Below are 18364 nucleotides of genomic sequence, written 5' to 3' on the forward strand. Positions count from 1 at the left end.
GACGTCGCCACGAACACGATCCCGGCCAACACCTCACGATCCCCGAACCGCCGCCGGCCACCACCCTGCGGCCGGGTCGGCTTCGACGGCACCACGCGCTCGAACAACTCCCACAACTCGTCCGGCACCAGCCGCTCCACAAGCGTCGTCACACACGCCAGAATAGCGAACACGCCAAATGAAACGACTTCTTAGTGCATCCAGATTCAGGGTCTCGACGATGTCCATCGTGATCCCGCTTGCGTCTTCATGGACGTGACCGCGTGCCACGCGCCAACCCCGGCGGGACAGCTGACCGACTGGGTCGTGTGCGGGGATGCACTCTGCGACCAGGACCCGGATATCGCGGTCAAGCTCGACCGCGATCGCCGGGTTCAGTTCTGTCTGGATGGTCCTGAGCAGGGGTATCAGGGGGCGGTAGGCGATCGGTAGACGGGCCGAGAGGGGGGCGGTGTCTCCCGGCATCCGCAGCAGACCGATGGGGAAGTTTGTGAAAACGGTCAGCTGTGAAGCACGCTCGATGATTCGCATCAACGTGTCGCTCCATAGAGGCTTGGCAGACTCGTCGAGTCGGTCAAGTAGACGTCTGACAGTTGCTCCACTCTGCGTGCCAGCGAAGTGCCGTTCCAGTTCGGCGAGAACGGTGAAAGCCTCCGGAGGGACCGCTGGAAGGACAAAGCCAACACCGCCACGTGCGATGGCGTGATGGGTTGTGACGAATTCGATTGCGGCCCGCTCGATGAATGGATCGGATCGCCGGTGCATCGTCGGTGACCACGTGTGTTCCGACTCGAGGGGCGACAGCAACTGAGGGCGGGCGCGCAGCGCACTGTCGTACGCGATACGGGCGTAGGCAGGGGCAACTCCCGGTAGCGCCAGCGCCACCGGGACGCGGTTCCTCACGTGCTCCTCCCTGATTACTTGGGGTAGCTTTCGCTCGGCGTCCTGATACTCCGTTCCTTCGCGCGCAAGTCGCGCAATAGCGGCCAGAACCGCATGCTCATGAAATGTCCGCGCGACGAGGTTGTCCCGATCCTCCAAGGTTTCGATCGGTGCTTCAGTCGCGTCCCAGTTCATCTGCCGAGCAAGCCATCGACGAGGCAAATCTGTGGACGCCGTATCCAGCCGGTGCGTCAGCTTCGGTTCGCGCCCCAGGTACTCGACGCTGGGCACGAAGTGCTGATGAATCTGCCGCCAGTGCCTAGCGAGACCACGGTTCGGCATCTGGGAATAGCGCACGGGCGGGAGGACGAATCCCAGAGCTTCCGCGCGCTGGCCTGCCTCCACCGCAATGTCGTCAGCACACGCTACAAGTATCGGCTCCCTGCCGGCGATGAACCCCGCACAGTGCTCATGGTCGAAGAATTCAATGGGGATCAGCAGGATGTGGTGCTCAAGGTGGAGCAGTTGGCTCAACTTCAGCGATTTGGCAGAGACGTCAGCCAACTCGGAAAGCGTGTTGGGCAGGTGCATGCAGTACCACAGGCCCGGCAGAGCGGCGGCTGCCGCGTGTGACAGCGCATGCGGTACGGAGGTCGCGGCATCCACTTGCAGTTGCTGATACGCGAACGGAGAGTAGGGTACGCCGCCGAGGTTCTCGCCCTCCTTGAACACCACCGCGTACAGCGGAAAAGGCGGGGGCTCAAGCCCAGCCGCTGACATCCCATTCGGGTTCACTGGCAAGCTCCAATCCACAAGTTCCAGCTGCAGTTGCGGGGCGAACTGGAAATGGGGCGTCGGGTACACAGCGACCGCGCCACCCGCGATCCAGACCAGATGCACAACGACGTCCCAGCCGCATGAGGCGTTGCGATCCCGTCCGTCGCAAGGTGCCCGACTTCAGTCTTTCCTTGAATCCACGAACCGCCGGCCCAGGGACACGGGAGCGACGCTACCGACTCGCTCGCCAAAATACGCGAATCCCCCTGACGACGAGAGAGGTTCGGGCCGGACGACGGCTTGCGGCGACGACACGCACGATGTCGGTGACGGAGGCGATGATGGGGGCAAGGACCGCTGGCGCGTAAGGCGTGGCATCGGATCGCCACCGGTGCGCGGTGACGGCCCGACACCCGGTTCGACGGTGCGGGGGATCACGGTGGCGTTCACGGCGGTTCACCGGGAGTGGGGCGTGCTGGACGCGACCCTGCCCGACCTGGGGTGCGGGCGGCGCTGGGAAGAGGTTCATGTCGCGCGGCCCCGGGCGCCGTTGACGTGCCCGGCGTGCGCGCACGGCTCCCACGCCAAGATCTCCCCACGCGGCCTGCGGTTCTTCGCACACGACCCCGGTGCCCCGTGCTGCCGACTCGCGGAGGAGTCCCTCGAACACCATCTCCTGAAACTGGAGTTGCTCACCGCGGTCCGCGACGCGGGCTGGTTCGCCCGCCTGGAGGTGGCCGCGTCAGACGGCTCCTGGCGCGCCGACGTCCTGGCGACCTCTCCCGACGGCACCCACCGCATGGCCTGGGAGGCCCAACTGTCGCCCATCGGCGTGGACGCCATCCGCGCCAGGACCGCGAAACTGGCCCGCGACGACGTCACCGTCTGCTGGGTCGCACCCGCCCCCAAACCCGGCACACCGCCCGCCCCCTGGCTCGACGCCGTTCCCGCCGTCGAGGCCACCCCCACCGACACCGACACCACCGTGACCTGGACCCTCACCCATGGGCTGCGCCGCTTCGCCATGTGCGTCGACCCGGCGCCGGGCGCGGCACCGCGCCGGTGGTGGGAGCCGGTCGAGGGCGTACCGCTGTCCCGATTCGTGGGCTGGGTCCTGAAGTCGACGGTCACCCGCCACCAAGGACGCGGTTCCCGCCACGCTCCGACGGCGCCGCCCCCGCTCTGGTGGACGGCCCGCCACTACATCACCCTGGAGCGGGAGGCGGCCGAGATCGAGGCCCACGCCGAGGCCGCGGCACGCGATGCGCTCATCGCGCAGGCCGAGGCCCGACAGGCCGAGCTCGACGCCGAATCCGACCGTCACCGCGCGGCCGAGGAGCACGCCCGACGCAGGAAGGCCCTGGCCGACCGGGCCGGGCACTGGCACGCCTGCTCCTCGGCGAGGAGGGAGCAACTCACGGGCGCCGTGCACGCGTGGGCCGAACGCGAGCAACTGCGCGTCCAGGTCGTCTTCGGCGCGGTCGCCCCCCACTGGGCAGGCGGCGTGGCGGTCTTGGACGGTGCGAGCGGCGCCCCGGTGGCCACGCTCACCCCCGCACGGGGGCTCCTCGACGGCCTGGACCCCGCGCTGACCGTCCTGATGGAGACCCGCACCCAACTCCGTGACATCCTCCCCGCCCTGCCCCCGTACGTGCGTGTGGAAAGACTGCAGGTGCCCGGCGAGTCACGGGCGCGGAATCTGGCCGACTTCCTCGTGGCCGGCCCCGCGATCACCGACGAGATGTTCCAACGACCGGACAAGGTGGTTCCCAGGCCGCGGGCGTACGGCGCACGCGTGCCACAGCCGCGCCGCCGTAGTCGGTCCGCGCTCCTGCTGGACGTCACCGCAGCTCTGGAAGCCCTTGCACGCGGCCGGTTCCTCATGGACGGGGCGTTGGTGACCGCGGTGAAACCCGTGATCGACGCGATGGAGTGCGGGCAACTCGATTCCGAGATCACTCGTGACGCGCTCCTGGCCACGGTGAGCGAGAACACCACCCGCATACCCGGCGACGATCGACCCCTGGACGCCATCCTTCGCACCATCCTCGAACGCCCATGACGACGACATGGGCAGGCTCGGCGCCCTGCTTGAACCGGGTCCGATGCGCGGCCGGCTCATGGTTTACGCGTCTGGTGACGGCCGAAACGTTCGCCAGTGAACGACATAGCGATGAGGTGTGCAGCGACTCGCCAGTCAGATTCTTTGGATCGCCGAGGGAAACGCGAACGAGTGGTGAGACGGCCAGCGGGTGTGGTGCCGGACCAGCCTGTGGTCGAACCCGCTTTTCGTCATACGACGACGATCGAGATTCCGTGGCACTCTCCACGAGTACCACATACCGCTCAAGCTGCACGGATTGAGCTTGCTCCGCTTTGACGGACACCGTCGTTGTGGTGGTGGTCAGGCCGCGAGTGCGGCTTCGTATTCGACGGGGCTGCAATAGCCGAGGCTGCTGTGCAGCCTGCGGATGTTGTACCAGGCCTCGATCCACTCGAAGATCGCTGCCCGTGCTGCGGCTCGGTCGGGCCAGGGCCGGTCGGCGGCGAGGTCGCTCTTCAAGGTGGCGAAGAACGACTCGGCGAGTGCGTTGGTGTGTCCTGAAGATGATGGAGGTTCGGTGTAGAAGACCGAGCTTCCATGGTCGTGCTGTTGTGGAGATGAAGGTGGGTCCTTCGGCATCGGCATGCAGGTGCGGGTGTCAAACCACCACGAGCTGCTGCGGTGAATGAGCCGTGGTGGTGAGCGTCGTGGAAAAGTCGCACGAGATGCGGCAGGTGTGGGCCGAGAAGGCGAACGTGAGTGAAACGCTGATGACGTGTCGTTAAGCCAAACGACATCAGAACCAGGGCCTCAATGCTGTCCTGGGATAAGCCAGACGGGAACCTGTCCACTGGTCTGGCGGTGTCCGGCATGAAGGCGGCGCGAGCTCGGTCCGGGCTTCACAACGGAACAGGAGAACTCCTCGGTGCGAAACCGTGATTCGCTGGTTGAGGCGGATGGCGAGAGGGAGAGCCGCAAGCGGCGAAAGCCTGTGAGCGGCAGAGTACCGGTCGCGCGCCAGGAGGGCGGAACGCCCCGTAGTAGCGCTGAAGTTCCTGTAATGGGAGCGGAGCGAAGGGGGCGTGTTGTTGGGTATCGATCGACGATCAACCAGGAATGGGAGGAATCGGATGACCGACACGAGATCGGTAGGCAAACCGTTTGACATCCCGAAGTCTCTGGTGTGGAACGCGTATCAGAGGGTCAAGGCCAACAGAGGAGCGGCCGGTGTGGACGGGCAGTCGCTGACGGAGTTCGCGCAGGATGAGAAGAACAACCTGTACAGACTCTGGAATCGACTCTCGTCGGGAAGCTATTTCCCTCCGCCCGTCCGGGCGGTGGAGATACCGAAACGCGGAGGCGGTGTGCGGACTCTGGGAGTTCCCACCGTCGTCGACAGGATCGCCCAGACAGCGGTGGCGATGGCTCTCGGGCCCGACGTGGAAGGCATCTTCCACAGGGACTCGTACGGTTATCGTCCGGGGCGGTCGGCGTGGGACGCGGTGGAGTCGTGCAAGCAGCGGTGTTGGCGTTACCCGTGGGTGATCGACCTTGATATCCAGGGGTTCTTCGACAACGTACCGCGCGACCCCATTCTCGTTGCGGTCGGCAGACACACCGAACTTCCGTGGGTACTGCTGTATGTGAAACGGTGGCTGGTCGCCCCCGTTCGGCAGGCCGACGGAACGCTCGTCGAGCGGGTCAAAGGAACGCCGCAAGGCTCCGCGATCTCGCCGCTGTTGTCGAATCTGTTTCTGCACTACGCTCTCGACTCCTGGCTGGATCGAGAGTGTCCATCGGTCGGATTCGAGCGGTACTGCGATGACGTCGTGGTGCACTGTGCCAGCGAGAAACAGGCGTTCTACGTCCGTGACTTGATCGAGCGCAGACTACGGCGCTTCGGCCTGAACCTGCATCCGGAGAAGACGCGGATCGTGTACTGCAAGCAGGAAGGCCGTGACCTGCACCATCCGATCACGGAATTCACCTTCCTCGGGTTCACGTTCCGTCGTCGACCCGCCCGACTGCGGGACGGGAGGCTGAAGTCGGGTTTCCTCCCCGCGGTGAGCAAACAGGCCATGAAGTCCATGGCCGAGGTCATCCGAGGGTGGAGGTTGGGTCGCAGGACCACGCTGAGCTTCAAGGAGATCGCCGCGATGATCAATCCCGTCGTGGCCGGATGGATCAACTATTACGGACGCTTCTACAAGTCCAGGCTGATTCGCTTCTTGGAGCAGCAGATCAACCCGTTTCTGGTGAAATGGGCGCGAAGGAAATTCAAACAGTACCGGCGGGCTGCTCGGAGGGTCCGCCGGAAGCTCGCCGAGATTGCATCAATCTATCCCGGCATGTTCGCCCATTGGCGACACGGAGCAATGCCTACCGGTTCAACAACGGGAGCCGTGTGAAGGGAGACTTTCACGCACGGTTCTGAGAGCGGCGGCGGGTGAGATTCCTGCCGCCGACTCACCTCGGCGGAGCTGCCGACCGCGCTCATCGAGCGGGTCACGCCCGCCTCGTGGCAGGCGTCGGCGAACGCCCGAGAGGTGTATTGGGAGCCGTGGTCGCTGTGGAAGATCGCTCCGCGAAGGTCGCCGTTGCGGGTGCGGGCCGCGGCGTGGAGGGCGTCGACGACCAGGTCCGCGCGCATGTGGTCGGCGATCGCCCAGCCGGCGAGGCGCCGCGAACACAGGTCGACGACGGTCGCGAGGTAGAGAGGCTTGCCGCCGGCGACGGGCAGTTAAGTGATGTCGCCGACGTATTTGTGGTTCGGTGTGTCGGCGGTGAAGTCGCGGTGGACGAGGTCGCCCACCGTCGCGGCCGCGGGGTCGGCGATGGTGGTGTGGTGCCTGCGTCGCAGGTGGAGACCGATGATGCGGTGCGCGCGCATGACGCGTTCGACCCGCTTGTGGTTGATTCGAAGTCCGGCGTCACGCAACTCGGCGGTGACGCGCGGGGAGCCGTACGTCTTGTCGGACTCGGTGTGGATGCGGCGGATCCGGGCGGCGAGACGCGCGTCGGAATCCGCGCGGGCGACACGAGCCGAAGCCGCGTTCGCCCATCGGTAGAACCCTGACCTGGAGAGTTCCAGGACCCGGCAGAGCCGCTTGACGCCGTATCGGCGTTGGTGGTCGGCGACGAACCGGAAGCGGTTCACCAGCGCGTCTCGCCCGCGAAATATTTGGCCGCCCGACGCAGGATCTCGCGTTCCTGCCGCAATTCCGCGTTCTCTTTCCGTAGGGCCTCGTTCTCCGCTTCCAACGGCGTGGCCGGGGCCGACCCACCCGCCGGTTTCGGCGTCCCGCCCTTGCCCTTCTTGTCCGCAGAACGGATCCAACTACGCAGTGTCTCGGCATTGACACCCAGATCGGCGGCGATCGTCGCTCCGGGCCGCGAGCGATACATCGCGACCGCGTCCGCCTTGAATTCCGGCGGATAGTGCTTCATCCCCACGGGGACTCCGTTCTCCTGAACCATCAAGATCCAGTGTCTTCGATGTCCACACATCAGGGGGAACGCCCGAAGTCCTACTAGTGTCCTGCGCCGGTAGTTGCTCGTTAGATGTTGTGTGACTTCTGTGGTTGGTGCGTCGGTTCCTCGTCGTGGTCCGAAGTTGGAGCCGTTACTGCTCTCCGATGAGGAGAGGGTGACGTTGGAGCGGTGGACTCGGCGGGCAACGTCGGCTCAGGCGTTGGCACTTCGCTCGCGAATCGTGTTGGCGTGTGCGGGGCCGGAGGCGCCGCCGATCGTCGCGGTCACCCGGGATCTGCGGGTCGCCGCGGACACGGTCCGCAAGTGGCGACGACGTTTCCTCGTCGACCGGCTGGACGGCCTGGTGGACGAACCCCGGCCGGGCCGGCCGCCCACCATCGACGTCGAACGGGTCGAGGCCGTCGTGGTCGCCACCCTGGAGGAGATCCCGAGGAACGCCACCCACTGGTCGCGCAGGTCGATGGCGGACCGCAGCGGCCTGTCGAAGTCCACCGTCGGCCGCATCTGGCGCCGGTTCCAGCTCAAGCCACACCTGACGGACACGTTCAAGCTGTCGACGGATCCGTTGTTCCTGGAGAAGGTCCACGACGTCGTCGGGCTGTACTTCAACCCGCCCGAGGGCGCCGTTGTGCTCTCCGTGGACGAGAAGTCGCCGATCCAGGCGTTGGATCGATCCCAGCCGGTCCTGCCGATGATGCCCGGCATGCCCGAACGGCGCACCCACGACTATCTCCGCAACGGCCTGACCACCCTGTTCGCCGCGTTCGACGTCGCTACCGGGGAGGTCATCACGGCCCTGCATCGCCGGCATCGGGCGGCGGAGTTCAGGAAGTTCCTGATCAGGATCGACAAGGAGGTCCCCGCGCATCTCCAGGTCCATCTGATCTGTGACAACTACGGCACCCACAAGACCCCGGCGATTCGGGCGTGGCTGGCCAAACACCCGCGCTTCCACGTGCATTTCACCCCGACGGGTTCCTCCTGGATCAACCAGGTCGAGCGGTGGTTCGGCTTCCTCACCGACCAGATGATCCGCCGCGGCGCGCACAGGAACGTCCAGGCCCTCGAAGCCGACATCCGAGCCTGGGTCAAGGACTGGAACGAGCATCCCAAGCCGTTCGTCTGGACCAAGACAGCCGAGGAGATTCTCGACTCCCTCGCCCGCTTCTGCCGACGGATCTCCGGCGCAGGACACTAGCCCTCCGGCCCATGACCTGGCTGCCTGCCGACTTCGTGGTCGGTCTCTGTGTGTGCCGGGGCAGACCGGCCTGTACCCGGGGTGTCGTGTCGTCCTGCGGTTTCCCGCCGGGGTGGGTCACGGTTCCGGGTGGGTTGCTCTGTTTGGTCGGGTGGTGTTCGGATCCGGTTGCTCCGTCCCGGCTGCTTTGAAAGATCTTGTCGATTGATTATGTTCGGTCGGTGCCGGGAGGAGTCCGCGGCGGCCGACGCCGAGGCGGCGGCCGAGCAGGGCCAGCGTCGAGCGCGCCGAGGACATCGCCCGCCGTGAGGGGATTGCCCGGCGACACCCGGGGCTGATTCCCGTTCCCGAGCAGCCTGCCGAAGCGCCGTTCTGGCTGCGTCCGTGGGTGCCCCGGGATGTCGGGGAACCCACGGCACACACCACGATGGACGCCCCGATGGGCAAGATCGGTGACGAGATGGGTGCGGACCGGTCGGGCTTCACTGCGGCGATCAGTTGTACCAGGTCCACCACTGGTCGGCGTAGTCGGCGTTGTCGCCGCAGGTGTACGCGCTGACCGGGGCGCTGTTGCCGGTGCCGTTTGGGTAGACACACTTGTTGTATGCGAACTTGATCCGGAACCAGCTTGCTGTGGTGTCGATGATCAGTAGCGCCTCTTGGCCTACCGCATCACTCCGGCACGATTGAGTGGTGACCGTGGCATCGTCGACTTGCAAGCATTGGTTCACAAATTTACCAACTATCTGCCAAGAGTTAGTGAAGTCGAATGGGTGCCACGAGGTCCACCTTTGATCGGTGTAAGCCTGGTTGCACTCGTATTGCATTACCCCGAACAGGTCTGCGGCTGGCAGCGAGACCATGCACTTGCGGCTGAACCAGTTGAGGAGTTGCGCGTTTTCGGCGGGCCCGGGCCAATCGTTCGGTTCCTGAGTCAGGCCGGGCGGCCTGTGCTTGGCGAGGAATTCCTGGAGCAGCCTGGGCTGGTCCTCCGGCGCCCCCGCGACGGGGGGTGCGGATTGGGCTGTTGCGGTGCCGGCCGTGCCGACGAGGACTGCGGCGACCAGGGAGAGCAACAGGAGCATGACATACGGGCGTTGCGTTCTCAATTTCATGGATGCCTTCGCATTGTGACGCCCCGGGGTGAGCGCTCTAGTAGCTTCCAGAATTCGAGTTGGCCAGGGGAAGACGGAAACCGGCCATGATCCATGCGAGAAGGCCCCTGGTGTCCCCTGTGTGAGTGTGCGTCGGGGTGGCGGTGGTTGGTCGTCAGCGGGGTGCGGTGGGCTTGATCCACTTTGACGGACACCCTGGATGAGGGGCTTTGGCCTCTCTGGGGAGGATGTCCATCATGGAGAGCATGGGGAAGAAGAAGCCTCGGCCTCGCCGCTCGTTCACGCCGGAGTTCAAAGCCGAGATCGTCGCGCTGTGCAGGCAGGGCGACAGGTCGGTCGGGCAGGTCGCGAAGGACTTCGACCCGACCGAGACCGCGGTGCGCGACCGGGTGAAGCAGGCCGAGGTCGACACGGGCGAACGCAACGGGACGACCTCGGCCGAGCGGGAGGAACTCACGCGGTTGCGGCGGGAGAACACCCGGCTGCGGCAGGACGTGGAAGTTCTCAAGCGGGCCACGGCTTTCTTCGCGTCAATGCCAAAGTTGAGGACATCGGCCGGGTGGTGGTGCAAGAGTGGCAGCCGCCGGCGGGGTTGGCTCGTTTTTTCGCTGCCCCGTTATGGTGGCTTGTCCTTGATGTGCCGCCCCGCCGGTTCGGCGATCTCTGCGGTGTGGCCTGATAGAAGCGTGCCCGCTTGCCCGATTGAGGCGTGCCCCCGTGGAGAACGACCGCCCTGCCCACGCGTTCGTGCACCCACTGGAGGCGACCTGTGATCGCGGTCGGCATCGACTCCCACAAGAAGACCCACACCCTCGTCGCGGTGGACCAGGTCGGCCGACGCCTGGCCCAGGTCACCGTCGACGCGACGCCCACAGGGCACACGCGAGCCTGCGACTGGCTGAGGCAGTTCGACCGGGCCCTGCTCGCCGTGGAGGACTGCAGGCATCTGACCAGGCGTTTCGAAGCCGACCTGCCGATGGCGGGCCACGCCGTGGTCCGTGTGCACACCCGGCTGATGGCCGGTGCCCGCCGTTCCGCACGCGAGCGCGGCAAGTCCGACCCGATCGACGCCGAGGCCGTCGCCCGCGTCGCACTGCGCGAGCCGAACCCCCCCCAGGGCCGAACTCGACGGCCCGACACGCGAGGTCAAGCTCCGTGTGGACCATCGCAGGACGTTGGTCCGCCGGCGCACGGCCACCGCGAACAAGCTGCGTTGGATGCTGCACGAGCTCGACCCCGAACTGTCCGTTCCCTCCCGGGGCCTGCGTCGGTTGTGTGTCTGGCCGCCCTGGAGGAACAGTTGACGGGCCCGGTCGGCGTGGTGGCCGAGATCGCCCTGGAACTGGTCCAGGACTGCAGACTTCTCACCGTCCGCATCAACCGCATCGAGTAGCAACTCCGTTTGCTGGTACAAGAGTTGGCTCCGAATCTCTTGACCGTGCCTGGGTGCGGCGTGCTGGGCGCGGCGATGATTCTGGGCGAGACTGCAGGCGCCGCCCGGTTCCGGTCCAAGGACGCGTTCGCACGCTTCAACGGCACCGCTCCCATCCCGGTCTGGTCCTCCAACAAGGTTCGGGTCCGGCTCAACCGCGGCGGCAACCGCACCATCAACACCGCCCTGCACATGGCCGCCGTCACCCAGACCCGAGGCGACGGCGAGGGCGCCGTCTACTACGCGAGGCGACTTGCGGCCGGCAAGACCCCCAAGGAAGCCCTTCGACTCCTGCGGCGGCGCATCTCCGACCGGGTCTATCGCGCTCTGTTGACCGACGAGATCGCCCGCTCCCAGCAACACGACATCGAACAACCCTGCGCGGCTTGACATAGAAGCATCAAGGAGACCCGGTGACGGTGCATCCGTTCATCGAGGCGGAGAAGCAGGGCGGCCGCAGCGTCAAACGCGCGTGTGAGCTGCTGCAGGTCTCCCGTTCCGCCTTCTACGACCGCCGCCGCGCGGCCCCGGCCCGCGCAGGACGCGCGACCGAGAACTGACGACACGGATTGCGGAGGCCCACCGCGCCTCGCGCGGCGGCTACGGCGCTCCACGTGTCCATGCCGTCCTGATCCGCGGTGGCGACCGCGTCGGGCGCCGCCGCGTCGCCCGGCTGATGCGCGAGGCCGGGCTCGAGGGCCGTCACCGCAGACGCGGCCGGCGCACCACGGTGCCCGATCCGCACGCGGCCGCCCGCCCGGACCTGGTGGGCCGCGACTTCCGGCCCGGGCCGGCGGCGGCCGGAACGCGGTGGTGCGGGGACATCACCTACCTGGCGACCGATCAGGGATGGCTGTTCGACATCGCCACCCGCAAGGTCGTGGGCTGGGCCACCGCGGACCACCTGCGCACCGAACTGGTCGCCGACGCCCTGCGCGACGCGGTCCACCGGCAGCGTCCGCCGGCCGGGGCGATCTTCCACTCGGATCGCGGATGTCAGTACACCAGCCGCGAATTCGCCCTGCTCGCAAGCGAGTTCGGCATCCGACTGTCGGTCGGGCGCACGGGTCAGTGCTGGGACAACGCGCTCGCCGAGTCGTTCTTCGCCACCCTCAAGAACGACCTCGGGGCCGACCGACGATGGCCCAGCCGTGCCGCCGCTCGTGCCGACGTGTTCGAATACGTCGAGAGCTGGTACAACCTCCGAAGGCTGCACAGCAGCCTCGACTACCGCAGTCCCGTCGAATACGAAGCCGCTCTCGCGGCCTGACCACAACGACGGTGTCCGTCAAAGCGGAGCAAGCTCACTTGCTGATCGTTTCAGAATGCGATCCGACATCTCGGCTGAGATGGCGCTCAGTGGTGCGACGGAACTGGTAGCTCTGGTTGTGCGTTGGCTCGACAGGACTATGGGGGAGAACCTTGTCGAACTTGAGCTTCCCGCCGACGCGGGCGGTCGGGCGCGGGGCGGCTTGGTACCGCGGGGACTGCCATGTCCACTCGGTTCACTCGGACGGGGAACTCACTCCTGAAGAGTTGGCCGTTGGGGGGCGCGCTGCCGGGCTCGACTTCATGGCGACGACGGAGCACAACTCGGCTGCGGAATCCGGTGCGTGGGGGCACCTGGCTACCGATGAATTTTTGATCATTCTTGGTGAGGAAGTGACCACGAAGACCGGGCACTGGCTGGCGCTCGGCATCAAACCCGGCGAGGTCATCGACTGGAACCACCAGGTCGGGGACGGGTTGATCGATCAGTGTCTGGATCAGGTCCATCAAGTCGGAGGGCTGTGCGTGGCCGCACACCCGCATGCGCCCTATCCGTCGGGCGACTTCATGTTTCCCTTCCGGGGCTTCGACGTGGTGGAGGTCTGGAACGGACTGTGGACTTCGGACCGACCTTGGAACGCTGACAACGAGGCAGCCTTGGCGGAGTGGGGGCGGAGCCTCGCAGCGGACATGCACACGGGATCGTGGCGGCCGGCGATGGGCAACAGCGATACGCACTTGGAAGGTCAGATCGGCATCCCGCACACCGTGGTCTATGCCGAGGAGCTGAACACCGAGGCGATCCTGGCCGGAATCCGTGCCGGCCGCAGTTGGATCGCCGAGTCGGCGGACGTGGACGTGACGTTCACTGCCAATGCCGATGGTCACGTTGTCGGGGTGGGAGAACAGCTCACAACTCATGGTGGGCAGGTCGAAGTGCGGGCAGCAGTGCGAGGCGTGCCGGTGGGCACTGTCAGCTTCCACACCGATGGAGGAAAGGTTCACCGGGCGTCTGTCCCCGGCGACGGGGCAGGTGTGGTGCAGTGGGACACGACGGCGGAGGAGTCAATGTTCGTCCGCATCGAGGTCCGCCATCACAACGGGGACGTCGCCGCACTCACCAATCCGATCATCCTCGTCTGACCACTCGCTTCACCGTACGGTGGGCAGGCGTCGGAGGCAGATGAGGCTGCAGCCGGTTCGAGCAGGTCCTGATGGAGGTCGGCGCGCCGTTCGTAGCGGGTCCGGAGCCGTTTGAACCGGTGCAGCCAAGCAAAGGCCCTCTCTACCACCCATCGGACCTTGCCGAGCCCTGAGCCGTGGGCCACGCCACGTCGGGCGATCATCGGTCTGATGCCACGCTTCCACAGCAGGCGGCTGTACTTGTCGAAGTCGTAGCCCCGGTCGGCATACAAGTGCCGCGGCTTGCGGCGAGGTCGCCCTCGCAGCCCCCGGATCGGCGGAACCGCGTCGAGCAGCGGCAGGAACTGGGTGACGTCGTGGCGGTTGCCGCCGGTGAGGGTGACTGCGAGCGGGGTTCCGTGTCGGTCGACTATCAGGTGGTGCTTGGAACCAGGACGGGCGCGGTCGACCGGCGAAGGGCCGACGTGATCCCCCCTTTGAGGGCCCGGACATGCGAGCCGTCAACAGCGCAGTGATCCACGGATCAGCGCGAGGCCGGGGTCGTCGGCGGGGCCGAGGCGTTCGTCGCGCAGGTGGGTGTTCAGGTCGTGGGGGAGGGTTTCGTGGGCGCGGGGTGCGTGGGGGTCGCGGGGGATGTTCCCGCGGCCCGCAGCTTCTCGTCCTGGAGGGCGAGGTCGGCCCCGCAGACGCGGGGATGTTCCCCGCGCGGTAGCGTTGGACCTCGGTGGCGCGGAGTCGGCCCCGCAGACGCGGGGATGTTCCCTCGACCTGGACGAGGACGACAACGGCGACCTGGTCGGCCCCGCAGACGCGGGGATGCTCCGGCGGAAGGCCCGGATTCAGGCGGGCGACGTCCTGTTCTCGGATCGCCGCTTGGTCGGCCCTGTCGGTGGGTCGCTTGTGATCCATCCGGCTACCGGTCGTGGCGTGGCCGGGTCTCGGCCGCCGTTGCCGCAGGGGTCCGCGGGAAGTGCCGATGAAAGGACCGTCGGGTGAACTACCTTGAAGCCGAGGAAGATTCACTTCACGACAGGGCAGCAGCAGGTGGCAAGATGCAACCGAGCGAAAACGGTGTTACCCGTCGGTAGAACCCCAGTTCATCCAGTGTCGGCCCCGCGCGAGCGGGGATGGTCCCGCCCCGGAGTACGCCCGGACCGTCACCGCGGCGTCGGCCCCGCGCGAGCGGGGATGGTCCCGCGGGGGGCGACGGTGCCACGATCAACATCGCGTCGGCCCCGCGCGAGCGGGGATGGTCCCCGGCCGGCGTGGGCCGGCTCGCGCGCCAAAAGGTCGGCCCCGCGCGAGCGGGGATGGTCCGCTGGTGACGTCGGCCGCGTCGAGCGACCACCGGTCGGCCCCGCGCGAGCGGGGATGGTCCCCCGCAGCCCGATCGTGCGTCTGCCGTGGATGAGTCGGCCCCGCGCGAGCGGGGATGGTCCCCCGCTCGACGCGACCACCCGCGCTGCGGCGGCGTCGGCCCCGCGCGAGCGGGGATGGTCCCGCCGGGTGGTCCAAGTTGTGCACCACGTTGAGGTCGGCCCCGCGCGAGCGGGGATGGTCCCCTCGGCCGGGCACAACTGCGCCATGTAGCCGGGTCGGCCCCGCATCCGCGGGGATGGTCCCGGCGGCGCCGGCGGTGGCCGCAGGCATCCGGAGTCGGCCCCGCGAATGGTCCGGACCGGCCGCGTGTACCAGGGCCGCGCGTGGAGTCGGCCCCGCGAACGCGGGGATGGTTCCTGGGCTACCAGCCCTACGGGGCGCTGCCGGCGGTCGACACTTCGCGTGGTCACGGATAACCCCGACCCGACACTCACCGGCCCGCTCCACGACCGGTTCACCGCCAAACGGGCCGAGAAGGCCACCCGCGTCGTCGTGAACTCGGTGGTGTTCCGATCCAGCGGGCAGAACCTCACCAAACGCGGGGCCTACATCGAGATGGTCAGCCGCTTCCTCGAACCCGTCCTCCTCGCCCTCGCCATCCTCGCCATCCGAGGACGCGTCAAACGATGATTCGGCTGACACATCTCGCGGCCAAGTTCGCTGACACTCTCACTGCCAACGACAGTGCGAATGGCGGAGTTCTGTCAGTGCGTCGGCAGAGTTCGTGTCAGTAGGTGTCGGCGAGGTTCTTGCGGTTGGCACCGACGACGTATCGGGCGTCTCGTCGACGAGGCTTGCTGTACGCGACGCCGGGCGCGAGCGCGTCGCCTCGCCAAATACCTAGGGTGGAGATCCGACGCACCCGGCCTGAGCCCGAAGGAATGACGCCCGTGATCGTTGTGTCCGATCCGAATTTCGACGAGGTGGTGCTCACCGGATCGGTGGACGACCTGACCGGCCTGGCGGACATGGTGGCCCGAGGCAAGGGATTCCTCGGGTCCTCACTCGCGGCACCGCAGGACGGCGACTCCCTGGCCGGAGTCGAAGTCGCCGACGTATCCCGCCCGGGGGTGTATGTCCGTCTCGACGCCCCACGCGGGATCCTCGTGATCGACGGCGATCCCGCCGCCAGGGCCCTGTTCTCGGCCCAACTCCACTCCATGACCGCCGCCATGACCGCCGTGGACGGTGGCGGTCACCGTCACATCGACCACTTTCCCGGGCATCCCTACCTCGTCGAGGGTTCCCACCCTCTGGTGATCGGCATCGACCGCAACGAGCCGACAAGATGAGCAGGACCGCGACAGACGGGCCGATGTCCGCAGCCGACGACACGCCACCGACAACAACCTCGCCGTCGCACTGACAGTGATGATGGGTGAGGCACCGTTCGGGGGCTTGACTCGCGCACTGACTGACGCTTCGGCTGTCCTGCAAATGAATCGTCAGCCCTCCGGACGGTGTCGTAGCACACGTGGTCGGTGGGGCTTCCGTGACCTCATAGGAGCCCGACTCGCGGTCTCGTCACTGTCTTGTCCTGTCGCCCCACCGCCACGTGCGACCTCTCGTCGGTTCACGGAAGGGACGGCGGAACACGGATGACGAACGAGATCACGGTGGTCGGCGGAGTCGACACCCACACCGATGTCCACCAGGCCGCCGTGGTGGACTCCATCGGCCGCCACCTCGCCACGAAGGCGTTTCCCACGCACCCCGCCGGCTGTCTGCGACTGCTGGAGTGGCTGCGCTCACAAGGCGAGTTGACGGCCGTCGGGGTCGAGGGCACCGGCGCCTACGGCGCCGAACTCGCACGCGTCCTGAAGGCGAACCGGATCACCGTCGTCGAGGTCGACCGCCCCGACCGCAGGGCCCGCCGCACCCACGGCAAGTCCGACCCGGTCGACGCCTACGCCGCCGCCGCCGCGGTCCTGTCCGGACGCGCCGCCGGCGTCCCCAAGACCCGCAACGGCATCGTCGAGGCCATCCGCTCCCTGCGCGTGGTCCGCCGCTCCGCGGTCAAGTCCCGCACACAGACGACGAATCAGATCCACAACCTTGTCGTCACCGCGCCCGGAGACGTGCGCGAACAACTCCGCGGACTGCCCAGGAAAGAGCTGATCGACCGACTCGCCCGCTCACGCCCCACGGGCCTGGTCGCAGATCCCGCCCACGCGGTGCGCGTCGCGCTGCGACGGCTCGCCCGCCGCCACCGACACCTCACCGCAGAGTTCACCGAGGCCGACGCCGAACTGCGACCGCTGGTCGGACGAGGGGCCCCGGAACTCGTTGCGCTGCCGGGGATCGGCACCGAGACCGCCGCCCAACTCCCGATCACCACCGGCGACAACCCCGACCGCCTCGGGTCCGAGGCGTCGTTCGCCCACCTGTGCGCGGCGGCTCCGATACCCGCGAGCTCCGGCCGCACCCACCGCCACCGACTCAACCGCGGCGGCGACCGACAGGCCAACAACGCACTTCACATGATCGCGATCGTGCGCATGCGACACGACACCCGAACGCAGGAGTACGTCGCCCGACGCGTCACCGAAGGCCTCTCCAAGAAGGACATCCTGCGCTGCCTCAAACGCTTCATCGCCCGCGAGGTCTACAAGCACCTCACGCGTCAACACACCACACCGAAAACGCTCCCGCAGACCGCTTGACGATCTATAGGAGCTTCACTTTCTCCGCGTCCGACACCGTGGTCGTCGAAGCCACCGTCGAGCAAGACCCGCAGGAGCGCGTCGGCTTCGTCGATCCGCAAGGACATGTCCTGGGCCTGGTAGGGCTCGCCGGCTGCTTGGGCTTGCCGTCCGGGTCAGTGTGTGAACCGCGGGTCCGACGCGTCGTACTGGTATCCCCGGGACAGGACCCCTGCGGCCTCGGCCTCGCCGTGCGCCTCGGCCCACGTGCGGATCAGCTGCGTCGCGGCGCCGTGACACTCGGCAACCTCGCGTAGCGGCACGACGGCCTCGGCGACCACCTCGCCTTCCGGCATGCCCTCGTCGTTGGCGGCCCAGGCGTTGCCGTCATCCACTGCGGCGACCCTGACCCGGCGCGGTGTTCCGGGGGCGTCCGGCAGCGGGATCAGTTTGACGAAGTAGGAGCCCTCGAAGAAGTAGAAGTCCCAGACTTTGCCGTCGAGCGCTGCGGCAACCGCAGCCCCCATCGAGCCGAGCACGGAGAGAACCGCGTCTGTCCAGCCCGAGTTCGGGAATTCCCGGCCGTCCAGCGTCAGCCACACCGGGCCATCGACGAAGAGGGGATCGCGGGAGTCAATCTTGAGCCTGCCCGGAATGAGCTGCACGTCGAACAACAGCCATCGCTCCCGTGGACGCGAAACCGCACCGGTTGCGGCTCCTGTTTCAGCCTAGTTCGATGATCTTCAGCGATGCACCGCGTGGTGCTCGCAGTTCCTCATCAGCGGCCGAGTCGTCGTGAGACACCGGGCGGCCAGGTTTCGCCAACCATCGAGGGCAACCCACTGAAAGCCACACCTGGTGTCTCTGGGCCTCCAGACCTTACGACTGACCTTGATCAACCCGCGCAACAACGTAGGACCCACTGACACATTTCGCGGCCAGACTCCATGACAAGTTCACGGCCAACGACAGGGGTTGCACAGGCGGATG

The 18364-nt window shown here is 66.9% G+C and carries 16 protein-coding genes, 3 pseudogenes and 1 CRISPR repeat array; of the genes and pseudogenes, 13 read left to right on the plus strand and 6 right to left on the minus strand.

Going from position 1 to position 18364, the window contains the following annotated elements:
- A pseudogene (locus ACH4U8_RS43860) lies at positions 1-152 on the minus strand (IS5/IS1182 family transposase); the annotation flags it as partial.
- Positions 153-1182: 1030 nt separating this feature from the next.
- On the opposite strand from ACH4U8_RS43860, the gene ACH4U8_RS43865 reads away from it, so the two are divergent.
- Together ACH4U8_RS43865 and ACH4U8_RS43870 are read left to right on the plus strand one after the other, a co-directional pair.
- Complete coding sequence (locus ACH4U8_RS43865) at positions 1183-1515, plus strand: hypothetical protein (RefSeq protein WP_395784111.1); 333 nt, start codon at positions 1183-1185, stop codon at positions 1513-1515.
- Positions 1516-2131: 616 nt separating this feature from the next.
- Entirely contained in the window at positions 2132-3721 is a 1590-nt protein-coding gene (locus ACH4U8_RS43870) for a competence protein CoiA family protein (RefSeq protein WP_395784113.1), read from the plus strand.
- A 342-nt stretch (positions 3722-4063) separates the two neighbouring features.
- Here ACH4U8_RS43870 and ACH4U8_RS43875 read toward each other — a convergent pair whose 3' ends face one another.
- Positions 4064-4348, minus strand: a complete 285-nt coding sequence (locus ACH4U8_RS43875; protein WP_395784115.1) for an integrase core domain-containing protein — start codon at positions 4346-4348, stop codon at positions 4064-4066.
- 485 nt (positions 4349-4833) lie between these two features.
- Here ACH4U8_RS43875 and ltrA point away from each other — a divergent pair, with 485 nt between their 5' ends.
- The gene (ltrA, locus tag ACH4U8_RS43880; protein ID WP_395784117.1) at positions 4834-6111 is read left to right on the plus strand and encodes a group II intron reverse transcriptase/maturase; all 1278 of its coding nucleotides are present in this window, start codon (positions 4834-4836) and stop codon (positions 6109-6111) included.
- A gap of 62 nt (positions 6112-6173) precedes the next feature.
- Here the strand turns inward: ltrA and ACH4U8_RS43885 are convergent.
- A pseudogene (locus ACH4U8_RS43885) lies at positions 6174-7156 on the minus strand (IS3 family transposase); the annotation flags it as partial.
- Positions 7157-7280: 124 nt separating this feature from the next.
- Between ACH4U8_RS43885 and ACH4U8_RS43890 the strand changes: the two are divergent.
- Complete coding sequence (locus tag ACH4U8_RS43890; RefSeq protein ID WP_395784227.1) at positions 7281-8393, plus strand: IS630 family transposase; 1113 nt, start codon at positions 7281-7283, stop codon at positions 8391-8393.
- 494 nt (positions 8394-8887) lie between these two features.
- Here ACH4U8_RS43890 and ACH4U8_RS43895 read toward each other — a convergent pair whose 3' ends face one another.
- Positions 8888-9508 (minus strand): RICIN domain-containing protein, encoded by a 621-nt coding sequence (locus ACH4U8_RS43895; protein WP_395784119.1) that lies wholly within the window; start codon positions 9506-9508, stop codon positions 8888-8890.
- Between the two features lie 245 nt (positions 9509-9753).
- Between ACH4U8_RS43895 and ACH4U8_RS43900 the strand changes: the two genes are divergently transcribed.
- The 6 genes from ACH4U8_RS43900 (at position 9754) to ACH4U8_RS43925 (ending at position 13352) form a co-directional block, all read left to right on the plus strand.
- Positions 9754-10281: a transposase gene (locus tag ACH4U8_RS43900; protein ID WP_395784121.1), complete on the plus strand. Its 528-nt coding sequence runs from the start codon at positions 9754-9756 to the stop codon at positions 10279-10281.
- Complete coding sequence (locus tag ACH4U8_RS43905) at positions 10278-10901, plus strand: transposase (RefSeq protein ID WP_395784123.1); 624 nt, start codon at positions 10278-10280, stop codon at positions 10899-10901. Before ACH4U8_RS43900 ends, ACH4U8_RS43905 begins: the two co-directional genes overlap by 4 nt.
- Before the next feature lie 45 nt (positions 10902-10946).
- Positions 10947-11330, plus strand: coding sequence for a transposase (locus ACH4U8_RS43910; RefSeq protein WP_395784125.1), 384 nt, complete (start codon positions 10947-10949; stop codon positions 11328-11330).
- Between the two features lie 23 nt (positions 11331-11353).
- The gene (locus ACH4U8_RS43915) at positions 11354-11500 is read left to right on the plus strand and encodes a hypothetical protein (protein WP_395784127.1); all 147 of its coding nucleotides are present in this window, start codon (positions 11354-11356) and stop codon (positions 11498-11500) included.
- Positions 11501-11508: 8 nt separating this feature from the next.
- Complete coding sequence (locus tag ACH4U8_RS43920; protein ID WP_395784229.1) at positions 11509-12210, plus strand: IS3 family transposase; 702 nt, start codon at positions 11509-11511, stop codon at positions 12208-12210.
- A 161-nt stretch (positions 12211-12371) separates the two neighbouring features.
- Entirely contained in the window at positions 12372-13352 is a 981-nt protein-coding gene (locus tag ACH4U8_RS43925) for a CehA/McbA family metallohydrolase (RefSeq protein WP_395784129.1), read from the plus strand.
- A 9-nt stretch (positions 13353-13361) separates the two neighbouring features.
- On the opposite strand, the pseudogene ACH4U8_RS43930 reads toward ACH4U8_RS43925, so the two are convergent.
- Positions 13362-13872, minus strand: a pseudogene (locus tag ACH4U8_RS43930) (IS5 family transposase); the annotation flags it as partial.
- Between the two features lie 586 nt (positions 13873-14458).
- A CRISPR array of direct repeats spans positions 14459-14975; the repeat unit is 29 nt; unit sequence GTCGGCCCCGCGCGAGCGGGGATGGTCCC.
- Positions 14976-15134: 159 nt separating this feature from the next.
- On the opposite strand from ACH4U8_RS43930, the gene ACH4U8_RS43935 reads away from it, so the two are divergent.
- The 3 genes from ACH4U8_RS43935 (at position 15135) to ACH4U8_RS43945 (ending at position 17395) form a co-directional block, all read left to right on the plus strand.
- Positions 15135-15362, plus strand: coding sequence for a hypothetical protein (locus ACH4U8_RS43935; protein WP_395784131.1), 228 nt, complete (start codon positions 15135-15137; stop codon positions 15360-15362).
- Between the two features lie 260 nt (positions 15363-15622).
- Positions 15623-16024, plus strand: a complete 402-nt coding sequence (locus ACH4U8_RS43940; RefSeq protein WP_395784133.1) for a hypothetical protein — start codon at positions 15623-15625, stop codon at positions 16022-16024.
- Positions 16025-16330: 306 nt separating this feature from the next.
- Complete coding sequence (locus tag ACH4U8_RS43945; protein WP_395784135.1) at positions 16331-17395, plus strand: IS110 family transposase; 1065 nt, start codon at positions 16331-16333, stop codon at positions 17393-17395.
- A gap of 155 nt (positions 17396-17550) precedes the next feature.
- Here ACH4U8_RS43945 and ACH4U8_RS43950 read toward each other — a convergent pair whose 3' ends face one another.
- Entirely contained in the window at positions 17551-18048 is a 498-nt protein-coding gene (locus ACH4U8_RS43950; RefSeq protein WP_395784137.1) for a hypothetical protein, read from the minus strand.
- Positions 18049-18364 lie beyond the last annotated feature (316 nt).

This window comes from Embleya sp. NPDC020886 (assembly GCF_044333915.1).
Taxonomy (GTDB): Bacteria; Actinomycetota; Actinomycetes; order Streptomycetales; family Streptomycetaceae; genus Embleya.

Bases quoted from the DNA above. Each gene is read 5' to 3' on its own strand.
- ACH4U8_RS43875 (WP_395784115.1), bottom strand. From the start codon at position 4,348: ATGCCGATGCCGAAGGACCCACCTTCATCTCCACAACAGCACGACCAT.
- ACH4U8_RS43895 (WP_395784119.1), bottom strand. From the start codon at position 9,508: ATGAAATTGAGAACGCAACGCCCGTATGTCATGCTCCTGTTGCTCTCC.
- ltrA (WP_395784117.1), top strand. From the start codon at position 4,834: ATGACCGACACGAGATCGGTAGGCAAACCGTTTGACATCCCGAAGTCT.
- ACH4U8_RS43865 (WP_395784111.1), top strand. From the start codon at position 1,183: ATGAATCTGCCGCCAGTGCCTAGCGAGACCACGGTTCGGCATCTGGGA.
- ACH4U8_RS43945 (WP_395784135.1), top strand. From the start codon at position 16,331: ATGACGAACGAGATCACGGTGGTCGGCGGAGTCGACACCCACACCGAT.
- ACH4U8_RS43900 (WP_395784121.1), top strand. From the start codon at position 9,754: ATGGGGAAGAAGAAGCCTCGGCCTCGCCGCTCGTTCACGCCGGAGTTC.